Genomic DNA, 19,625 nt, shown 5'->3' with positions numbered 1-19,625 from the left:
AATAACATGAAGAAATACATTATAATATTAATGGCAACGGCATTATTCGTTTCATGCCAAATGGACAGAGACATAGAGATAGGAAAACTCATCGGTCCGCCAAAGGCTGTGATAAACTGCTTCCCGACGGCAAACGGATATACGGAGGTGTTCGTTTCGGAGAGCAAATCTTCAACCGGCAATAAGCCGGGGGATTTCAAAAGGCCGAATGTGACAGCACTAAACTATAATCTGAACGGCACACAGCAGGGTGTGAGAAGACTCGAAAGCAAGCGCGTATTCTATGCTACCAATGCACAACAGAAGAGTGGTGACAGGGTGAGGGTTGATGTTCAGGCAGACGGTTTGCCACACGCATGGGGAGAAACTATTATCCCTGAGGCCGTGCCAATAAAGGACTTGACCTCTGATGTGAAAGGAAGCGGGATATACAAGAAGCAACATCTGGCACTGATATTCAAAGACCCGGCCGGAGAAAGCAACCGCTATGCCGTACAGGTGGTGGAGAAATTGATTGTAGGAAAACGTTATAAATATGACGAGAACGATAATTTGATAAAGGTTGAATGTCGTGACACCTTGGAGTTCCTTTCCACGGTGGACACACAATACGAGCCTCTGCTGTCAGGAGTAAACTTCGCCAACCTGATGTTTAACGAGGAAGGAAGCAAGTTCTTGAACAATTTTTACTTCTTCACCGATGAAGGTATCGCAGGGAAAGAATACGCCATGAACCTCTGTCTCCAACCAACCGAGACTGATTATTACATCAAGGACTCGGAAGATGTTTATCACAAAATGACAATAGACGAAGAAGATATAATACGACACTCTTACACTGCAACCCTGTTCAGCATCACACCGGAGTTCTATCGCTTCATGAAGTCTCTCAATGACACCTACAACAACGAGTTGGGAGAAGCCGGTCTATCAGTTCTGATGCCTGTATATAGCAACGTGAACGGAGGATTGGGCATAGTTGCGGGATATAATATTTCACAAAAAGAAATCATCATTAAAAGCCATGAATAAGAATACTGAAGACAAGAACCTCGCGTTCGTCACCAAGTTCTACCGCAGTAGGAGACTTGATTGCAATGAAGCGATGAAACGGGTGATGATGAACGGTGAACGGTTAGCGTTGAGCGAAAGAGATGAAACGAAGTGGAGAAAGAACGTTAAACGCTCTACACTAATAAGGATTGCAGCCTCAATCCTACTGCTGATAAGCATAGGAATATCGATATATCTTGCCAATAAGGATGACACAGTGGTAATTTCCGCAGCCGACACGGCACGCATAGTGACAATGCCCGACAACTCGCGCATCGCCTTGCGACCACACTCCGAACTGAGTTACGAGAGCAGTGACCCACGCACATTGCGACTAAAGGGTGATGCTTACTTTGAAGTGGCACGTGATGAGAAGCATCCGTTCACCGTGAACAACGGCGTATCGACAGTCAGAGTGCTCGGAACGCGCTTCCAGATAACACAGAACGGACGAGCCACTACTGTCTATGTTTCACAAGGGAGGGTGTCTTTCTCGGCAAACGCAACAAGAGATTCCATAATACTGTCACGCAATCAGAAAGCGGAAATACGCACCGGCAACGCGTCACCACTCCTCATTCCTACCGGTTCGCCTAACCAAACGGCATGGGCAACAGGCACACTCGTGTTCAAAAATGCAGGAATTGATGAGGTGGTGGCCGACCTTTCATTATGCTTTAACAAAAAATTCGTAGCCCCGAAAACATCGAAACGTCTCACCGCAGAGTTCAAAACAGACAACTTACAGGAAATTCTGAACATCATAAAAGAGACCATCGGAGCGGAGATTCATTGCGAAGAGCAGTGAAGTTTTTTGGTTGAGGGTTGAGGGTTGAGCGTTGAGCGATGAGTGAAATCAAGGGGACTATGAACGGTGAAGTGGAAAGAACGTTTCTTCACATTCGCTCAACCCTCAACCCTCAACGCTCAACAAAACACCCTCAACCCTCAACGCTCAACCTTGTCCTATACCCATTAGCAGTAACCAGACGTACCACTTCATCGTGGTCGTGTTTTCCTGTCACGTATGCAAGCCCTTTAACGAGATCAACCTCAACACTTTCCACGCCCGCGATACCAGCGATTATCTTCTCCACATTTGCCTTACAATGGTTACAAGACATCTCTTTGACCTCATAGGCTGTTACCACCGCACTTTGGTCTTTGCAACAATTCGCCTGTATCTCGTTGCCGTTCTCTTTCTCATGATTATGAGACAAACCGCGCGAACGGAACATACGAGCACCAAAAGCATTCACAAGCAGTACAAGGAATATCGCTATCCATACCCAATCCATAACGTCAATGCAATCGGAACAATGGACACCGGCACCTATCATACTGCTCACGCTGAACCAATCCTGTGGCAAGAGGTAATCTATTCCAAGTCCGAAGAGCATCGCACCAATTACAATCGATGCTATATAAAGCCACAACGTGCGACGACCGAACACCTTACCTATGACGAGCATCGAGGCACTGTTTACCGCCGGTCCGGCCATAAGCAACACCAAAGCGGCACCCGGAGTGAGTCCTTTTGCCATCAGCGACACCGCGATAGGAATACTTCCCGTAGCACAGACATACATTGGTATTGCCACAGCCAGAACGATTAGCATGTTAAGGAGTTTATATTCGTGCAGTGCGGCAAGCCATTCATTCGGCACGGCAACGGTGATGAGCGCGGCAATGAGTAAGCCTATAACCAGCCATTTGCCCACATCCTGTAGCATTTCGACAAAGGCGTAACGCATCGAACTGCTGAATTTCTGCCAAAATCCACTCTCCTCATGTTCTTCATGGCTACAACCGCAGCCACATTCGTGCTGGTGATGGTCGTCGTGGCTGTGACTTTCTTCACATCCGCAAGCATCGTCTCCACATTCGCAGTGGTCGTGCTCGCCGCTCTTTGCCGATGCTGCCGACAATGCTTCATCCTCACGCGCAAAACGATTTACCATCCAACCACCGAGCATCGCTGTGACAAGAGCCGCAATGGGGCGCACGATGGCAAAGAAAGGACCAAGAAGCGACCATGTGGCTGCAATGGAATCAACACCGGTCTGTGGCGTTGCGATGAGAAAACTCGTACATGCGCCATGTGAGGCTCCCTCTCGTCGCAGTCCAACACTGGTGGGAATGACCCCACACGAACACAATGGCAGCGGAATACCGAGTGCCGCTGCCTTAACCACACTTTTCATATTGCGTGGCGCAAGGTGTTTCTTATAGATGTTTTTGGGCACGAATGCGCGGAGCAAACCGGCAAAGAAAAATCCCAATAGCAGGTATGGTGCCATTTCTGCGAGCATCAATACCAGTGCATCCCAATAATTTTCAATAAATGTAAGCATATTTACGTTCCCTTTCTATTTCTCCTCGAAGGAGACGATTATAACGCCAAGGCGTTTTGTTAGACATGTTTATTCTTATCGTTTGCAAAGGTACGAACAAAATTCTGCAACTTGGTTGCAAACTTTCTTCCAACGCTCTCGTGTGACAGACGAATAGTTCGCGGCACAAACAAGAAAGAGGGGTATTGCCATTTCCGGCAAACCCCTCTTTCTTGTTATATATTAATATGATTTAGAGTTTACTGAACTCTTTCCGTATCTTGTCAGCAATCTCGCGGAACTCTTCTTCAGTGAGCGACAGTTTCTCCTTGCGGAAATCAACGTCGGCCTCGCTCTGCATCGGAATGAGATGGATATGGGCGTGAGGAACCTCAAGTCCCAACACCACCTGCGCCACTTTCCGACATGGGAAAGCCGCTTTCAGAGCCACCGCAACACGTTTTGCAAACACCTGTAACTCGGCAATATCATCATCGGCAAGGTCGAAAATATAGTCAACTTCCTTGCGTGGTATCACCAACGTGTGCCCCTTTGCCAGCGGACTGATGTCGAGGAAAGCATAGAATTTCTCGCTTTCGGCACACTTATACGACGGTATTTCGCCCGCTGCAATCTTACTGAATATTGACATTGTTGAAACTTAATGTTAGAAGTTAAACATAAAAGAATTCCTCACTATTCCGCTACCATTCTCACCGGTGGCTCAAATGGAAATGTTATCTATGCGGAGTTTTATCTTTCCACTCGGTATGGCCACCTCCACTTCGTCGCCCACCTTATGGTTGAGCAGTCCCTGTGCTATCGGTGTGGTAATCGAAATCTTGCCCTCACGCAGGTTTGCCTCGCTCTCACTGACAATGGTATAGGTCATCTTTGCGTTGTTGGCCATATTTGTCATTTCCACTTTCGACATTATCTGCACAGCATCGGTACTCAGTCTTGAAGTGTCAACTATCTTTGCCTCTGCCAGTTGGCGTTTCATTTGGTTAATCTTACTTTCGAGTTTCGCCTGCACCTCCTTTGCAGCGTCATACTCAGAGTTCTCGCTGAGGTCGCCCTTGTCGCGTGCCTCGGCAATAGCAGCAGAAGCCTTTGGTCTTTCCACGGCTTCAAGCCTCTGTAATTCGGCAACGAGGTTATCGTAGCCTTCTTGTGACATATATGCCATAATTTCTTTATTAATATTATTAATTTTATTCTTATTCCACGTTTACTTATATCCCGATTTTGCTTGCAGCCAAGCCTTTTCGGGAAATGCAAAAAAAGTATTCCGGCATGCTCATCACTACACCGGAACGCATATTACTATCATTTAATGGCGTTTCCCCGCAAACAGCACTGCGATTAATGCAGCAAACTCCTTGCTTGCCGTCAGCGCATGTTTTGCCATTTTGTATTTTTCGCCACAAAGATAGTACTTTATTTCATAACAAACAATTTTTTTTCCTTTTTTTAATCTTTTACTTGTGCGTATCAATGAAAATGCGTATATTTGCAACCGCAATATTCATGGGGCATTAGCTCATCAGGCTAGAGCGTTTGACTGGCAGTCAAAAGGTGGCAGGTTCGAGTCCTGTATGCTCCACAATGTTTTTTTTAAACACAAAAAATCAAGAGGATGAGCACACCAAGCCCATCCTCTTATTTTATTCAATCGCGCGCGGAAAATCTTTCTTTATATTAGAAGATGCGTCCTGAAACACGAACCGTAAGCATAGGATATACAGTGATCTTAGATATAAACTTCAACAGACCTCCTCCATCAGCATCACTGCTTTTTATCTTCATGTATTTCCCGTTTCGTTTTTCATACACACCCGGCGAGCCCCAGAACTGGAGTCCAAAGTCTGTTGTCACACCGACACGACCGCGTGGCACCGAACGTCCGAAACCAACGCCTAAATAAGGTTTGAATGCTGCCACCTTTATTGCACCCTGTGCGATACCATCATCTCCCGGAGCGATAATATAATCAGCAATCTCTATTCCTTCCCCGGGATTCAAACCATAGATAGGTTGGAGATTTTTTACCGTAATTATACTCGAAGTACCAATATAAGCACCCATAGTAGCATGGAAAGAACTAATTGGAAAAGGATAAACGTCTATTAGCACTTTGGCATTACTAATTCCTAATTTTGCTTCAATTTCTGTTTCATAACTATTTCCCTTTTTTGTATAATTAACATCGGTTTTATAGGTAATATTCGGTAAGAACGAATAACCCGCTCTCACTTGAACATAGTCCGTGACCGGTGCGGCAACATCGAAATCAAGACCTTGAGTACCCGTCGTGACACCAAACGAGAGATGATCAAAAATACCAAATTCATTAACCATGTCTTGTGCATAAACACCATTCACACAAATAATTAATGTGAAAACAGTAAAAAATAACTTTTTCATTTCAAATTGAATATAATTAGATTTAAATAATATCGTGATAACAAATAGGCTGAAACAAATATAGTAAAGTTTCTAACTTACTTCCGGTTTTTGCTTTTCTAATTTTTGTTTTCTGTACAAAGTTAATACTTTCTTTTGAAATATAAACATTTTTGTCCATTTGTTATTTATATTTAACAATAACTATCAAAAAACATACATATAAAAGGTAAATCATTATATGGCATAAGCTCATACGGGAGTTTGTGATAACATATAAGTTTCATGCATATCGGTGATTTGTTGCAAAACAAATTGGGCGAAATTGGTGAGTAAATTGGGCGAAATTGGTCGGCAATTTCGCCCAATTTAGTTTGCATTTCGGCATGAAACGCAGAGCGACTAACGAGCATTGGGCAGGCAGAAGATTTTCAGTAACGAAAAACAAAATGCCGGTTTTAAAATGGAAATGTTTCGCGATTGGGAAAAAAGCAGTACTTTTGTGGCATGATAAGAGGACATGGCGACGATAGTTTCGCATACGGCGGAACGATAAAGCACGACTTCAGTTCAAACGTGATAACGGCTCTGCAACCGCAGGGGCTGCTCAATCATTTGCAACAGTGCATCTCACTGATAGACCACTATCCGCAACCTGCAGCAGAACAACTTGCACAGGACATAGCCGGAAAACTGGGAATAGGCAGCGAGGAGGTGTTGCCCACCAACGGCGCGACAGAGGCGATATATCTCGCTGCTGCCGCATACAGTGGTGCGACATCGGCCATCGTGGAGCCTACCTTCAGCGAATATGCAGACGCATGCCACATCAATGGGCATAAACTGCAACGAATAGCCACGATAGAAGAATGCTGCGGTGCTGCTTCAATGCTTTGGCTGTGCAATCCGAACAACCCCACGGGACGGCTTACCGAAAAAGAGTCGTTGCTTGATTTTGCCCGCTCTCACAGAAACATACTGATTGTCATAGACCAGTCGTATGAACATTCCACGACAGGCGAGACGGTATCGGCGGCAGAAGCCGTTGAAGCCGGTAATATAATACTGATTCACTCGATGACAAAGCGGTTTGCAATACCGGGATTGAGACTGGGTTTCGTCACTGCGGCACGACATATAATAAGCATGCTGGAGGGTAAGAAACAGCCGTGGTCGGTGAATGCGCTTGCCGTGGAGGCCGGTGTGTGGTTGTGCAGAAACGCCGGTACGCTCGACATCAGGCCATACATAGAGGAATGCAGGTGGTTGCAAAACGAGATAAACAGCATCAAGAGTATCGAGGCTTTGGCTTCCGACACCACGTTTTTCCTCGTAAGGCTCGACAGACCGTGTTCCACTGAACTGAAAGAACGACTTGCAGAGGAAGGGGTTCTGGTGCGCAATGCCAACAATTTCCATTCGCTCGATGAGCATTATTTGCGCATCGCGGCACAGGAACATGAGTCGAACGTACAACTCGTAAAAGCACTTAGGAAATGTATTCATCAATAACGTTAATCGTAGGTTGGTTGGCCGACAAACTGTTAGGCGACCCGACATGGTTGCCCCACCCCATTGTGCTTTTCGGAAAGACGATTGCTGCGGGAGAACGGTGGCTAAACAAGGACGGGCATCGCCGTGTCAAGGGAGGCGTTCTGACCTTAACGCTCATAGTGCTCACATTTTGCATCACGGCAGGAATTATCCACCTGTTGGGACTTTTGTCATTCGCACGACCGCTGTCTGTGATGATTTTCTCAGCGATACTCATTTTCTACTGCCTTGCCGGAACGACACTGAGCAAGGAGGTGAGAATGGTTTTCGATGCCGCCGACCGTTCTCTCGACGATGGACGACGACAGGTGGGGCGAATAGTGGGACGCGACACTTCAGAACTGAGCGATCAGGAAGTGCGCAAAGCCGCCCTTGAAACACTTGCCGAGAACCTCAGCGATGGTGTGATTGCCCCACTGTTCTGGCTTCTCCTGCTTGGAGTGCCGGGAATGATGACATACAAGATGATCAACACACTCGACTCAATGATTGGCTATCGCACGGAGCGGTATCGGCTGTTCGGCACCGTGGCGGCACGCATCGACGACGTGGCAAACTATATTCCTGCGCGACTCACGGCGATGCTCATGATTATCGTTGCCGGCAAACCGCGCCTGTGGCGTTTCGTGTGTCGCTATGGTTCGCAGCATGCCAGTCCCAACAGCGGTTGGCCGGAGGCCGCCTTGGCCGGCATATTGCACTGCCGCTTCGGAGGCACCCACACATATTTCGGCGAAACCATTGAGAAACCGTACATCGGAGAAAACGAACGCACCATAACATCTGCCGACATGCGCCGCGCCATTGCCGTGAATCTGCGTGCCGAAATTTCAATGGTGGTGACAGTTGCTATCGCAATGATGGTTGTGCGGTGGATATTATAACGCAGATTAAAGTTATAAGAAAAGGCGTATTGGAGTAACCCATGTTTTGAAAAGTTCACAATGCCATGAAATGCAGAGCAGATAAGTTAATCTCATTTCAGAATTTTAAACCCCAATAGGTCAGTAGAGTCTTTGACTGATTATGTTCGATTGCCAGGCACATGTTCTGCCGTTTCATCGAATGCGTAGCGGGCTATGGCGAGTTGTAACGGCTGCGCAGATGTCGGCAAGCGGACTAAAGCAGTAAGGAAGCATACAGAAAGAGCAAATCTAAGCAAATGCGTTCTAACGACCGATTGGGGTTTAATATGTCATCTTTCCGTTTGCTGTTTCATCCCATCAAAGAATTTCTTTTGCAGTCTCTTAGCCAATTGGTTGTTAGGATTTAACTTTAGGGCTTTCTCGAAGTTCTGCATCACATCAATGTAATAACGCTGTCCGTTCCGGGCAGGATTCTGTACGATACGCACCATGTAGAGGAAGCCGGAAAGGGTACAAATGTCTGAAAGACTTTCGTTGCTCCGGCCGACTATCATCTGCTTCATATTTGTAATGGTCTGTTCCGTTTCTGCCAGAAGATTCTCTGTCTGTGGGGCGTGGGGATTCATCACTGAGAAATTGAGACTTTGCAAGGCAATCTGATACTTAGGCTGAATGCTGTCAGGAAACATTGCATCAATGCGTTTCATTTCTGCAATACAGTTGAGAAAATCCTCCGGAGTAGCATTCTGGAGTTTTGATAACGATTGGTCAATAAGAGCCTGCATGGAAAGGTTATGGGCTCGCGCATCTGTTGGTATGGGTTGCTGAGCATGGATACTTACTGATGCCACCATAAGAAGTGCGATAACCAATAAACGGTAGTTAAAAATTGGAAATGTCATATGCTTTGTTATTTTTAAGTGAAACAAAAATACCGATAAATAGGAAACGGTCGCGAGAGGCTGTAACAGGAGTTCCGACAGCATCATAACGAAAGATGTTGGTGCGACCGAAGATGTTATTCAGCGAAGAATAGATGATAACCTTGGGACTTAACAAATAGGTAAGATTCACGTCCACACTGTTGTAATGTGGCGTGGTGCCAATAGGAAAACGTCGTCCGCTTGCGTATGATTCTGCCAGTCCGATGATTGCTTTACCAATAGCGTATTTGGCTGTTAAGCGCAGATTGTGACGTGAAGCAAAGTCGGGTGTCCGCATCTCAGTAAAGTCAAGATATAGACGTTCGGAGCAGTTGAATGAATAGGAAAGTGTGGTCGTAAGATTCTTGACGAACGAATGGTCTTCTACGAAGAGATCCACACCTCGACTTGTGCCATATCCATGAGGTTCATAAAGTCCTTTTTCCAACAACGGCAAATGGCGGTATTTTTTCCAATAAGGTTCAAGGCGGAGGAGAGTAGATTTTGCTTTGTATTGCATTGAGATGATTATGTGGTCGGCTGTGCTTTGAGCAAATGTGCTTCTACTTTGTGCCAAATAGTCATCGGTTGCACTCTGACTATAGCGACCTGCCACCAAAGAGAACTGCAAATGCTTACCGGGAATATAACTCAGCGTTGCTCGCGGCATCAGCAACCAGTCGGATTTCATTAACTCGCTTCTTACGGATAGATTGAAGAATACTCGTGGAATGATGCGCCATTGGGCATCGACGTGGGCAGCGAGTATATTATAATCGAGTTGATAATGGTAGGCATCGAATTTCATCGTACTGTTACGGATATAGTCTTCAACACCTGCCGACAGTTTCAATACGTCGGAACACACCTTGTGGAGTTCGGCTTTTAGGTGAACTTCGTTTCTGAAATTGTGATAATGATCATCTCCGGTTCTCCGCGCATCATCAATATCGGTAAACACAGAAGAATTGGCAATTCCTGTAAAAAAAGTATAGCCATGACCCATCATCGCTCTATGTGTGATGTTTGCATAGATGTTATGCTCTTTGAGGGAGAGGCTACGGCCAGGCGAGTTTTGTTCGGGAATGTGGTTACGATTGTCAAGATGCAGTCCTACAGATGTTAAGTCATAGCCGACATACGATTTCAACACACTTGAAATGTTGAATTCCTTTTTATATTGTGCCTCGCCTGACAACTTACGATAAGGACGCGTAAAATCATGCCGTTGGGTGAACAACCGGTCATACAGTCCCATGCTGGTCAGTGCGGCATTGAACGACAGACTGCTATTATTATATGCCTTAGTGCCACCTACATTCCAGTCAACTAAAGATGCGCTCACCCCGAATTTGTCACTTGTAGCCGCATCTGTGGTTTCCATAGGGAGCACGGCCGAAAGTGCCTGCCCATATTCACCGCTATAACCACCCAACGAAAAATTAATGCCTTTGAACAGGAACGGCGAGAAGCGTCCACGAACGGCAGAGTTCTTCGTATTGGTACTGTAAGGCACGAGGACGTGCATTCCATTGACGAACGTTTGACACTCATCACTTTCGCCACCACGCACATAGAGTTTTCCGTTCTCGCCAACCATCTGTGTACCAGGTAGTGTTTGCAATGCCGCTACGATGTCACCACACGAATTTCCTGCCATCACCACATCAAGGGCATCCATCGTCTTAAAGTTCTCTCTCTTGCCGAAACAGAAGGAACTGGCCGTTACGACTACTTCATTGATAGTGATAGTCTGCTCGTTCATTCGTATAGTGAGATTGTGGAATAGATTGATGTTGGCAGTCTGCATATAGTCCTCATAGCCAATAAAAGTGGCTTTTAGAGTTGCTTCACCCGTTTGCGAGGTTGTAAACGAGAATCGTCCAAGGGAGTCGGTGAGACATCCGTCAATTGTACCTATTATAAATATGTTGGCACCAGCGAGCGGTTCGCGCCCATCGGTAACAATGCCCGAAATGGTGGTCTGTGCTGTCAAGTCACAGACTACTAATAGGAATAAAACGATATGTGCAATTCGATGTTTCATGCCGTAAAGATATGGCAAGAAACAGAAACCTCCAAATATCAATGACAGACAGTTAAAAGTAATGCCGGGAAACTAAATAAAATGGCGAATGACTATGTTTGCGTACGAATGACTAAGCAATAAAAGATCTTAGTCGAGCCACATACGAGCGAGATACGGGTATGCTATTCGTGCATGTTCCGAGTGTCAGTTGATAGCCATTGGAGTTACCTCGCGCAGAAGTGATATTGTTCACATTAACTACAAACGAGCGGTGGCATTGAAAGATATTCTCGTAAGCTTTCATTTCCTCAATCACGGCAGTAAGTGTTGTGTGAATCTCTATGCTTGTCGGTTTGCCCTCTTTCAGATAGCAGACAGAAATATTGTTCTTTCGCGCCTCAATATAAAGCAGATTATTGATGGGGATGCAGAGGTCGTTTCCTCGGACATTAGTATTGCGTATGGTTATAACTATGTCCTTCTGTTCCTCAGTAGTATTAATCTGTAGAGCCTCAATCCTGTCTTTCAGGCTCTGGTTATACTCTATACCGATAGACATAACGGTCATGATGACCCCAATAATCACTGTCCAATATAAGAACAGAAGGAAGATCTTAAAGGTGATAGGATAATGAAAAATAAAAGAGAACAGAAGGAAGTTGCAGACGGCAATGAAAAGTATCAGTCCGAGTACGGTACACCCATAATGCCAAATGCGCCAAGTTTTTATTCGTTGGGGTAAATGTCCTAATATTACCCATCCGTACAGAGCATAGCAAGAAGATGTAACAAGCCCGAATAATGCAGCAACCAAACATTTATTTCCATTATACATGTTGAATCCAAAAGGCTGCAACAAATAGAGTATAGCCCAGACGAGAATACCATAGACAATGCTGTCTCTCAACCTGTGCTTCCTTTGCCTAAACGGATATTTTCGTGTAAGAAATGGCATAACTCTATACTTTTGTGAGTGCAAAGGTACAAATATTTTTTTGAAAGCCCGTACTCTCCTCCGTATCATTTCGCTTAAATTCTCGTTTGTCGAAAATCGAAATTGGGATCATAATTCCCTCATCATCCATCATGACATGCAAACTCGTACTATTTAAACATAAAATTTAAGAGACAGAAAACATCATTCTTTAAAAACTCCCAAACTGACGTATGAGTAGTGCTTAACAAACCACAACGATTAGTTTCAATAAAGGCATTTTAAACTCATAATATATGTTTCGATAAGCATACTATTATACCGCAGAAACTTCTCTGGAGTCACCTCCTTCGTGCCAAAAGCGTGTAAATGCCGACATTTATTCGACATTTATTCGTATCAAAAACGTGTAAAATATAACAAAACTTAATCTCAATATATTGGTGTAACTAAAATATTTCTAAGATAAAAAATATAAGTGTGATATGCCGGCATTTCGATTCTTTATATAATCAACTTATACCCTATAGCCCTGATATTTATAATCTTAATGTTTTCATCTTGAGATAGTTTATGCCTTAGTTTTGTTATAAACACCTGCAGACTTCTTGAATTGAAGAAACTGTCATCGCCCCAGAGTTCAAGAAGGATGTCTGTTGTTTTCACAACATTATTTCGTTCTTCTATGAGCATTCTTAATATTTCTGTCTCTCGATGAGAAAGAGTTTTTATCTTATTATCGATAGTAAGTTCTTGTTTTACAACATTAAGCGTATATTTTCCAAACTTGTATTCCTCTACCATTTCACGACATGATGCTTTGCTGTATTGAGCAGCTCTGCCAACCAATGCACGTATACGAACAATCAATTCCTGCATGCCAAATGGCTTTTTAAGATAATCGTCGGCACCAATTTCAAATCCCTCAACGACATCATTGATCGCAGACCGCGCCGTGAGGAAAAGTACCGGGACTTGTTTGTCGGTCTTACGAATCCTGCGAATCATCTCAAAACCATCAATCTTTGGCATCATAACATCGGTTACAACTATGTCAGGTTTTTCTTTCCAGAATGACAACAGCCCCTCTTCCCCATTCTCCGCGATGCGTATGGTAAAGTTCTGCACTTCCAGCGTGTCTTTGATAATCATCGCAAGAGTGGATTCATCTTCTACCAAAAGAACTTTTATCTTATCCATGAAATATGAGTTTAAAAGTTGTTCCATTACCCGATTCGCTCTCTACGGCCACTTCTCCGTTAAGTTTTCCTATCATACTTTTCACATAATACAGACCTAACCCATAGCCTTTAACCTCGTGGATATTACCATGCGGCACACGGTAGAACTTGTCAAAGATGCGTTTTATTTTGTCCGAGGCAATGCCAATGCCATTGTCTGCAATGATTATTTCAATATCATCATTATGCTGTCTTGCCACTATCTTTATCTCCGGCTTCCCTCTTGAATATTTAACGGCATTGTCCAATATGTTTGTGATAATATTGGAGAGATGTGCTCTATCCGTATTTAGCATAAGAGTTTCATCAATATCAGTATATATCGTTACAGGTTTATTTGTCTTTAGTTTCTGCTCGTCAACTAATGTGGCAACGATGGAATTCAAGTGGCATTCCTCGATATTTATTTTCATTGTATTTCTTCTTTCCATGCTCATGGATAAGATTTGCTCAACCAAATCACTCAGTCTTCTTAGTTGTTTCTGGCCTATCCTTAAATACTTTTTTGCTTTTTCTTTATCTTCCGTTACATCGAAGTTGAGCAATGCGTCATTGACGGAATACGCAACAGCAATGGGTGTTTTCAGTTCATGCGTCATATTGTTAGTGAAATCGCTTTTCATCTCATCCAATGTCTTTTGTTTCTGTATTGTATGTAAGAGATACCAAAAGACAAAGGCAAGTATCAGTATTATTATAAATGACGTAGCGAGTATTCCTCTCATCTGCTTTACTACCAACAAGGTGGTATTCGACAAGATTAACCGATATGTGGTCCTTGTAACCAAATTGGTTTGATAGTTATATACAACAGTATCGCCTGCAATCTCATTGCCAATAACCTTTAGTGTATCGGTAAACGGTTTTGAACCTCGACCTGTGCCATTGAAAAGATATAGTAATTGGTGTGGCGTATTGATACCAATACTGTCAAGATGGGCTGTAAGTGCTTTATCAAAATACTGCAAGTCGGGAGTGGAAATCGCATCAACACCTGAATGGATGCTACGCTGAATAACAACACCAAGTTCCAATAAACTTTCCCAATTTGCCAGCATATTTACTGCATCATTTCCTTGTGATGACTCATCACTTGAATCAGCCATTAGTTTTCCGGTATCCTTTTTCTTATCATAACTGAGGGTCAAAGCCTTCTTCTTCATGACTTCGGTTCTAAGATGATTCTGTTCCCTCGCCTGCAACGAGTCTTTGTAATGAATTCTTGTACGGCTAACAGTTGCAAGTCCTCCGTCTTTATTTATTTCCTTTCCATTATAAGTACTTGTTATTCCACTTGCAACTTGAATATGTCCATGCGCACCATTATCGTTTTCACGAAGCAACTTTACCCTTTGCATGATTTCTTTATAGTCACTCACGCGGATTGCCTCTCTGATGTCATTATCCATTTGCGCCTTTTCTTGTCGGTAGAGACCTACGAGCCAATAGGTCTGATAGGCAAAGATACCCATCAGTGCAGAAATGACGAGTAGTGCTATATGTTTCATTTTCAACTTCATGCTACAAAGATAGTTTTTTCGTATGAACTCGCAAAATATGATAAGACTAAATAACACTATTATTAAGACTGTATAAGCGAAACTTTTTTGAGTAACTTTATAAAGCAACTAATTTTGCACGAAATATTTTAATTTATACTTATGAAGCATTATTTTTTAATAATTTTATCTGTTTTGGTGGTTAGTATCAAGGCTCAAAATAAGGATAGTCTGCGAATGGACAGTGTACTTCATAATCTTCCTGAAGTGTATGTAAAAGGTGAACGTCCCATAGCCAAGGTTAATGGGAGCACAATCAGTTATGATTTACCACGTCTGATAGAGAATAAAGGACTTGACAACATCTATGATGCAGTGAAGCAGTTGCCCGGAGTTGTGGAAATGGACGAAAGACTGTGTTTGGGTGGAACAGGTACAACAACTATAATTTTAGACGGGAAGGTGACCACAATGAGTACTGAGGAAATGACTTCACTGCTGAAAAGGCTACCTGCAAATCAGATAGAGAAAGCAGAGATAATGTATAACGCGCCCGCCAAGATGCAGATAAGGGGAGCATTGATAAATATTGTATTGAAACATAAGACGGAAAACGGACATCCGTTACAAGGAGAAATTAACCTTGCATGGAATCAAGAACATTCGGCCAGATTCGGAGAACGCATGAACTTACTTTATAACCGTGGTAACCTTTCAATGGATTTCATGTATCTTCACTCATATGGGAAAAATTACAGCAGAACGGAAGAATTTAGTCATCATAGACTTGATGATGGGAGTGTGCATGACATCGCCACAAAAGAAATAAGCAATAAGAATTTTTATGGACATGATTACCGTATAGGAATGGATTATCTCTTTTCAGACAAACATCGTCTGAGTATTGTATATAACGGAGAATATGGCAAGAATAATGCGAATCAGTTTATACTTGGTAATATTCTCGGTAGTATGAATATAAGGTATGAAACATGGTTGCATAATCTCAGATTGGACTACCAGACAGATTTCGGACTAAAGACCGGGGCGGAAATGACGTATTATCATCATCCGGAAAAACAAAGTTTGAATAGCAAGTTGCCCACAGGGACACTAAATTATCATGTAGAGAACAAACAAAGGGTGAACCGCTGGAAGTTTTTTCTGTCACAGGAGCACACCTTATGGAATAATTGGGGAATTAATTACGGTGCAATATATACTTCGAGCATTAATCACAGCAAACAGGGATATACTTCATTGAACACTACAACGGGATATAATCCCGCCTCTTCATATACGCGACAGAAAGAGGATGTAATGAATATATACTTGGGATTTGACAAAAATTTCAGTAAAAAACTTATTATGGGTGCTTCCATTGCAACAGAATATTACCACAGTTCAAATTGGAGCAGGTGGAATGTTTACCCGACACTCAATATTACTTATCTGCCAAAGAAGGGACATGTGTTTCAGTTAGGGATAAGTAGCGATCGTAACTATCCAAATTATTGGACAATGACAAATTTTGTGACTTACACTAATGGTGGCTACAACGAAATTACAGGGAATCCTAAACTGCGCCCAATGAAAGATTACAGGCTTCAGTTGGTTTATGTACTGAATAGTAAATATCAGTTTGTGGCATGGTTAAATCATGCCGATGATTATTTCACGCAATCGCCATATCAACGGCATGACCATTTGACTATCAGTTATCAATATAGAAATTTTGACTTCCGTCAGCAAATTGGTACACAGGCGGTATTGCCATTTAAGGCCGGCAATTGGTTGGACACAAGACTGACACTCATCGGAGTGTGGCAAAGAGAAAAAGCAAGCAGTTTCCATGATATATCTTTTGACCGTAACATTATTTTTGGTATGGCAGGTATCAATAGTACTATTACTTTGTCTGACAGACCTGATATAGCAATTTCTTTAGACGGAATGATTCGCTCTAAAGGTATTCAAACGATATATGATTTGCCCACATCAGGTAACATTGATGTCCGTGCACGTTGGCAGTTCATGAAGAAGAAAGCAGTTCTCAAATTTTATTGCAATGATATTTTCGCGACTTCCAAAATAAATCCGCGCATAGACTTTATGGGACAAAATCTAAGAATGGGTTTTTCTTGTTACCGTGAATTTGGTTTGTCGTTCACTTATAAGTTCGGTGGATATAAAGAAAAGAAATACAATGATGTAGATAAGGCAAGATTCTGATAATAATATTGTGAGAAAAACAAAATGAACCCCGAAAGTATTTTATATAACTTACGGGGCTCACTTTATTTTTTACGTAAGATCTAATTGCTGTTAAGTAGGTGTCGAAAATGGTTTCACAAACATTATATTGTTGTTGTCTGCTTTGATGGGCAGATTGATTGTAAACTCCTACTTATCAAGTAGATTAATCTTTCTCAATCTTTTTAATTGCTTAATACTCGTCCTCGTTGAAGAGAAAGTCCTCTTTCGTGGGATAATCAGGCCAAATGTCATCAATACTTTCGTAAACATCGCCTTCGTCTTCAATTTCCTGAAGATTCTCAAGCACTTCAAGAGGCGCGCCAGAGCGAATTGCGTAATCTATCAACTCGTCTTTAGTTGCCGGCCAGGGTGCATCTTCGAGTTTTGAAGCAAGTTCCAGTGTCCAATACATAAACCTTAAAGTTTTTACAAATTATTATTCTATGTTTTCGATGCGCAAAAGTAATAGAAATCAAAGATAAAACAAAATAAATCATAGATAATTTTCGTAATATATCCGATTATCTCATTATTTGACGCAGAAAACTATGAAACATGCTCTTCCAAGTGTTCTTTCTTACTCAGAAGGTCATGTTTATCCCTGTTATTTCTTCCAGACTTTATCTCTTACACCTTCCACGAAGTTGAGTTTTCGCGCAAGAACGAAGAGATAATCGGAAAGACGATTAATGTAGTGGGTCACTTCTTTATCAAGTTCGGTTGTCTCACCGAGAAAGAATATTCTGCGCTCTGCCCTGCGACATACGGTGCGACATACATGAGCAAGAGCTGCCTCATGTCCGCCACCCGGCAAAATGAATGATGTTTGGGGTGGAATGCTGGCATTAATCTCATCTATTTGCTTCTCCAAAAGTATTGTTTCTTCTTCAGACATCGTGTATGATGGGGCAAGCGGAGTCTTGGTCTTGTCGGTAGCGAGATATGAACATACCGTGAAAAGATTACGCTGTGTGCGGATTATAAGGTCTTTGTCTTCACCGTCTTTCATCCAAGACGCAAGCATTCCGAGATTAGCACTGAGTTCATCTACTGTTCCGTATGCCTCAATACGTGGATTGGTTTTGCTCACTTTCACACCTCCTACCAGACTTGTGGTGCCATTATCTCCGGTCTTTGTATAAACTCTTGTTATAGCCATTGTATAAAATATTTAAAAGTTAACTATATAGTTTTCTTTATAACGCTTTTTGTTGAAAAATATTATACCGCAATAATACAAATCAAACGTCGTGGGGTATCGCTTTGATGTTACGATTTCCTTCCAGAACCTCTTTGTTTCTGCATTTCTATTGATGCCTTCCACAATAAAAACCGACTGCATATCTGTCTTGAGAAGTGCTTTCGCAAACATCGTTTTATAGTCAGCTTCCAAAGATAGACGGAATAACGGTATGGTTTTATATTTAGACAATATGCAGTCCATATCATTCGGGGTGGAATGTAATGGGATATTGTAAACTGCTGTATTGCTGCATCCTGTATTCACATGGTCGGAAAATATATCACAACTCTCTGAGTAATCAACTGCAAAAGGGGATTGCAAATAGTTTGATATGCGGAAATATAGTCTGCATAGTTTCCTTTCTTTCCGACACGTGTTCCCCCATCTGATTTTAAAATCATCATACGAATAGTAAGGATAATGCTCATTAATAACATAGCGAATGAACCTGTAAGCCCAAGGCGACTGCACACCGAATCCTCGACTGTGCCTACTACGGCGTAGCCATACAAGTGCTCTCCTTATACTATGCATCTCTCACGACAATTATTCCTTTGGCAAACTTACAACTTTTTTTGTAAATATCAATGGGTTTTTAAGATATTTTCTTCTCTATCTCCTCAAAATCTTACTTCTGCGCCAAAACAGCAAAGTGTCCCTCCGACCATCTACGGTCAAAGGGACACTTCAAAATAAAGAGGGCGGCGACCTACTCTCCCGCATTGCATTGCAGTACCATCGGCGCAGGCGGGCTTAACTTCTCTGTTCGGAATGGGAAGAGGTGGAACCCCGCAGCAATAGCCGCCTAAACATTTCGTTGCGAACACGAACCTTGAAATCTGTCTGATGAAACATCAATATTTCATCAATTCTTATTTACAAAGCCGCGACGTATAACGACAAATGGGCACAAGCAAGACTAAATGATAGTTATTATCACAATTTTTGACTGTTTGTGAGAATAATAAATATATTAATTATATATATAATAACATATAAATATTAATCACACACCTGAAAATAAAACTCTAATACGAAACGAAAGTCTCGGGCAATTAGTAAGGCTCGGCTTTGGCGTCACCGCCTTTACACCTGCCTCCTATCAACGTCATCGTCTATGACGACCCTCAGGGAGTCCTAATCTCGCGGACGGCTTCGCACTTAGATGCTTTCAGCGCTTATCCGTTCCAGACGCGGATACCCGGCGGTGCGGCTGGCGCCACAACCGGCAGACCGGAGGTCTGTCCAGCACGGTCCTCTCGTACTAGTGCCAGATCCACTCAAGACT

At 42.8% G+C, this 19,625-nt stretch carries 17 protein-coding genes, 1 tRNA gene and 2 rRNA genes (1 of these 20 cut by a window edge); 6 read left to right on the top strand and 14 right to left on the bottom strand.

What is annotated here, in order from left to right; all coding sequences use genetic code 11:
- The first annotated feature begins 6 nt into the window (after positions 1-6).
- Both EHV08_RS08895 and EHV08_RS08890 read left to right on the top strand, forming a co-directional pair.
- Positions 7-1,032, top strand: coding sequence for a DUF4249 domain-containing protein (locus EHV08_RS08895; RefSeq protein WP_126678959.1), 1,026 nt, complete (start codon positions 7-9; stop codon positions 1,030-1,032).
- Positions 1,025-1,861: a FecR family protein gene (locus EHV08_RS08890; protein WP_126678958.1), complete on the top strand. Its 837-nt coding sequence runs from the start codon at positions 1,025-1,027 to the stop codon at positions 1,859-1,861. The genes EHV08_RS08895 and EHV08_RS08890 overlap by 8 nt, the downstream gene beginning before the upstream one ends.
- 133 nt (positions 1,862-1,994) lie before the next feature.
- Here EHV08_RS08890 and EHV08_RS08885 read toward each other — a convergent pair whose 3' ends face one another.
- The 3 genes from EHV08_RS08885 to greA all read right to left on the bottom strand — a co-directional run bounded on the left by EHV08_RS08885 (position 1,995) and on the right by greA (position 4,575).
- Entirely contained in the window at positions 1,995-3,407 is a 1,413-nt protein-coding gene (locus tag EHV08_RS08885; protein ID WP_126678957.1) for an SO_0444 family Cu/Zn efflux transporter, read from the bottom strand.
- A gap of 232 nt (positions 3,408-3,639) precedes the next feature.
- Positions 3,640-4,038: an HIT family protein gene (locus EHV08_RS08880; protein WP_126678956.1), complete on the bottom strand. Its 399-nt coding sequence runs from the start codon at positions 4,036-4,038 to the stop codon at positions 3,640-3,642.
- Positions 4,039-4,110: 72 nt separating this feature from the next.
- Positions 4,111-4,575: a transcription elongation factor GreA gene (gene greA / locus EHV08_RS08875; protein WP_126678955.1), complete on the bottom strand. Its 465-nt coding sequence runs from the start codon at positions 4,573-4,575 to the stop codon at positions 4,111-4,113.
- 343 nt (positions 4,576-4,918) lie between these two features.
- Here greA and EHV08_RS08870 point away from each other — a divergent pair.
- Positions 4,919-4,992 (top strand) — tRNA-Ala (locus EHV08_RS08870).
- A gap of 95 nt (positions 4,993-5,087) precedes the next feature.
- On the opposite strand, the gene EHV08_RS08865 is transcribed toward EHV08_RS08870, so the two are convergent.
- Positions 5,088-5,813 (bottom strand): hypothetical protein, encoded by a 726-nt coding sequence (locus EHV08_RS08865; protein WP_126678954.1) that lies wholly within the window; start codon positions 5,811-5,813, stop codon positions 5,088-5,090.
- A 486-nt stretch (positions 5,814-6,299) separates the two neighbouring features.
- Here EHV08_RS08865 and EHV08_RS08860 point away from each other — a divergent pair, with 486 nt between their 5' ends.
- Positions 6,300-7,304 carry an aminotransferase class I/II-fold pyridoxal phosphate-dependent enzyme gene (locus tag EHV08_RS08860; protein ID WP_126678953.1) on the top strand — a complete coding sequence of 335 codons (1,005 nt, stop codon included), beginning with the start codon at positions 6,300-6,302 and terminating at the stop codon, positions 7,302-7,304.
- Entirely contained in the window at positions 7,289-8,230 is a 942-nt protein-coding gene (cbiB, locus tag EHV08_RS08855; RefSeq protein ID WP_126678952.1) for an adenosylcobinamide-phosphate synthase CbiB, read from the top strand. The genes EHV08_RS08860 and cbiB overlap by 16 nt, the downstream gene beginning before the upstream one ends.
- Before the next feature lie 311 nt (positions 8,231-8,541).
- Here the strand turns inward: cbiB and EHV08_RS08850 are convergent, their stop codons facing one another.
- The 5 genes from EHV08_RS08850 to EHV08_RS08830 all read right to left on the bottom strand — a co-directional run bounded on the left by EHV08_RS08850 (position 8,542) and on the right by EHV08_RS08830 (position 14,847).
- Complete coding sequence (locus EHV08_RS08850) at positions 8,542-9,114, bottom strand: hypothetical protein (protein ID WP_126678951.1); 573 nt, start codon at positions 9,112-9,114, stop codon at positions 8,542-8,544.
- Entirely contained in the window at positions 9,095-11,182 is a 2,088-nt protein-coding gene (locus tag EHV08_RS08845) for a TonB-dependent receptor (RefSeq protein WP_126678950.1), read from the bottom strand. Before EHV08_RS08845 ends, EHV08_RS08850 begins: the two co-directional genes overlap by 20 nt.
- A gap of 112 nt (positions 11,183-11,294) precedes the next feature.
- Entirely contained in the window at positions 11,295-12,119 is an 825-nt protein-coding gene (locus EHV08_RS08840; protein WP_158676072.1) for a LytR/AlgR family response regulator transcription factor, read from the bottom strand.
- A 483-nt stretch (positions 12,120-12,602) separates the two neighbouring features.
- A complete protein-coding gene (locus EHV08_RS08835; protein WP_126679474.1) occupies positions 12,603-13,298 on the bottom strand; it encodes a response regulator transcription factor in 696 nt (231 codons plus the stop codon).
- Positions 13,291-14,847, bottom strand: a complete 1,557-nt coding sequence (locus tag EHV08_RS08830; protein ID WP_238988053.1) for a sensor histidine kinase — start codon at positions 14,845-14,847, stop codon at positions 13,291-13,293. Before EHV08_RS08830 ends, EHV08_RS08835 begins: the two co-directional genes overlap by 8 nt.
- Positions 14,848-15,000: 153 nt before the next feature.
- On the opposite strand from EHV08_RS08830, the gene EHV08_RS08825 reads away from it, so the two are divergent.
- Entirely contained in the window at positions 15,001-17,070 is a 2,070-nt protein-coding gene (locus EHV08_RS08825) for an outer membrane beta-barrel family protein (protein ID WP_126678947.1), read from the top strand.
- Between the two features lie 214 nt (positions 17,071-17,284).
- Here the strand turns inward: EHV08_RS08825 and EHV08_RS08820 are convergent, their stop codons facing one another.
- The 5 genes from EHV08_RS08820 to EHV08_RS08800 all read right to left on the bottom strand — a co-directional run.
- A complete protein-coding gene (locus EHV08_RS08820; RefSeq protein WP_125234900.1) occupies positions 17,285-17,506 on the bottom strand; it encodes a DUF2795 domain-containing protein in 222 nt (73 codons plus the stop codon).
- 192 nt (positions 17,507-17,698) lie between these two features.
- On the bottom strand, positions 17,699-18,253 hold the full coding sequence (locus tag EHV08_RS08815; protein WP_126678946.1) for a cob(I)yrinic acid a,c-diamide adenosyltransferase: 555 nt from the start codon (positions 18,251-18,253) through the stop codon (positions 17,699-17,701).
- 12 nt (positions 18,254-18,265) lie between these two features.
- Entirely contained in the window at positions 18,266-18,871 is a 606-nt protein-coding gene (locus EHV08_RS08810; RefSeq protein WP_126678945.1) for a hypothetical protein, read from the bottom strand.
- 162 nt (positions 18,872-19,033) lie between these two features.
- Positions 19,034-19,146: ribosomal RNA gene (gene rrf, locus EHV08_RS08805) — 5S ribosomal RNA — on the bottom strand.
- 227 nt (positions 19,147-19,373) lie between these two features.
- Positions 19,374-19,625: ribosomal RNA gene (locus tag EHV08_RS08800) — 23S ribosomal RNA — on the bottom strand; it runs 2,654 nt beyond the window's last position.

Source organism: Prevotella koreensis (genome assembly GCF_003977605.1).
GTDB classification, from domain to species: domain Bacteria; phylum Bacteroidota; class Bacteroidia; order Bacteroidales; family Bacteroidaceae; genus Prevotella; species Prevotella koreensis.
The sequence above is the reverse complement of the archived record's forward strand: the minus strand, read 5'-3'. Positions and strand labels throughout refer to the sequence as shown.

Coding starts and splice junctions, on each gene's coding strand:
- EHV08_RS08895 (WP_126678959.1), top strand. CDS start 7: ATGAAGAAATACATTATAATATTAATGGCAACGGCATTATTCGTTTCA.
- EHV08_RS08890 (WP_126678958.1), top strand. CDS start 1,025: ATGAATAAGAATACTGAAGACAAGAACCTCGCGTTCGTCACCAAGTTC.
- EHV08_RS08885 (WP_126678957.1), bottom strand. CDS start 3,407: ATGCTTACATTTATTGAAAATTATTGGGATGCACTGGTATTGATGCTC.
- EHV08_RS08880 (WP_126678956.1), bottom strand. CDS start 4,038: ATGTCAATATTCAGTAAGATTGCAGCGGGCGAAATACCGTCGTATAAG.
- greA (WP_126678955.1), bottom strand. CDS start 4,575: ATGGCATATATGTCACAAGAAGGCTACGATAACCTCGTTGCCGAATTA.
- EHV08_RS08865 (WP_126678954.1), bottom strand. CDS start 5,813: ATGAAAAAGTTATTTTTTACTGTTTTCACATTAATTATTTGTGTGAAT.
- EHV08_RS08860 (WP_126678953.1), top strand. CDS start 6,300: ATGATAAGAGGACATGGCGACGATAGTTTCGCATACGGCGGAACGATA.
- cbiB (WP_126678952.1), top strand. CDS start 7,289: ATGTATTCATCAATAACGTTAATCGTAGGTTGGTTGGCCGACAAACTG.
- EHV08_RS08850 (WP_126678951.1), bottom strand. CDS start 9,114: ATGACATTTCCAATTTTTAACTACCGTTTATTGGTTATCGCACTTCTT.
- EHV08_RS08845 (WP_126678950.1), bottom strand. CDS start 11,182: ATGAAACATCGAATTGCACATATCGTTTTATTCCTATTAGTAGTCTGT.
- EHV08_RS08840 (WP_158676072.1), bottom strand. CDS start 12,119: ATGCCATTTCTTACACGAAAATATCCGTTTAGGCAAAGGAAGCACAGG.
- EHV08_RS08835 (WP_126679474.1), bottom strand. CDS start 13,298: ATGGATAAGATAAAAGTTCTTTTGGTAGAAGATGAATCCACTCTTGCG.
- EHV08_RS08830 (WP_238988053.1), bottom strand. CDS start 14,847: ATGAAACATATAGCACTACTCGTCATTTCTGCACTGATGGGTATCTTT.
- EHV08_RS08825 (WP_126678947.1), top strand. CDS start 15,001: ATGAAGCATTATTTTTTAATAATTTTATCTGTTTTGGTGGTTAGTATC.
- EHV08_RS08820 (WP_125234900.1), bottom strand. CDS start 17,506: ATGTATTGGACACTGGAACTTGCTTCAAAACTCGAAGATGCACCCTGG.
- EHV08_RS08815 (WP_126678946.1), bottom strand. CDS start 18,253: ATGGCTATAACAAGAGTTTATACAAAGACCGGAGATAATGGCACCACA.
- EHV08_RS08810 (WP_126678945.1), bottom strand. CDS start 18,871: ATGCATAGTATAAGGAGAGCACTTGTATGGCTACGCCGTAGTAGGCAC.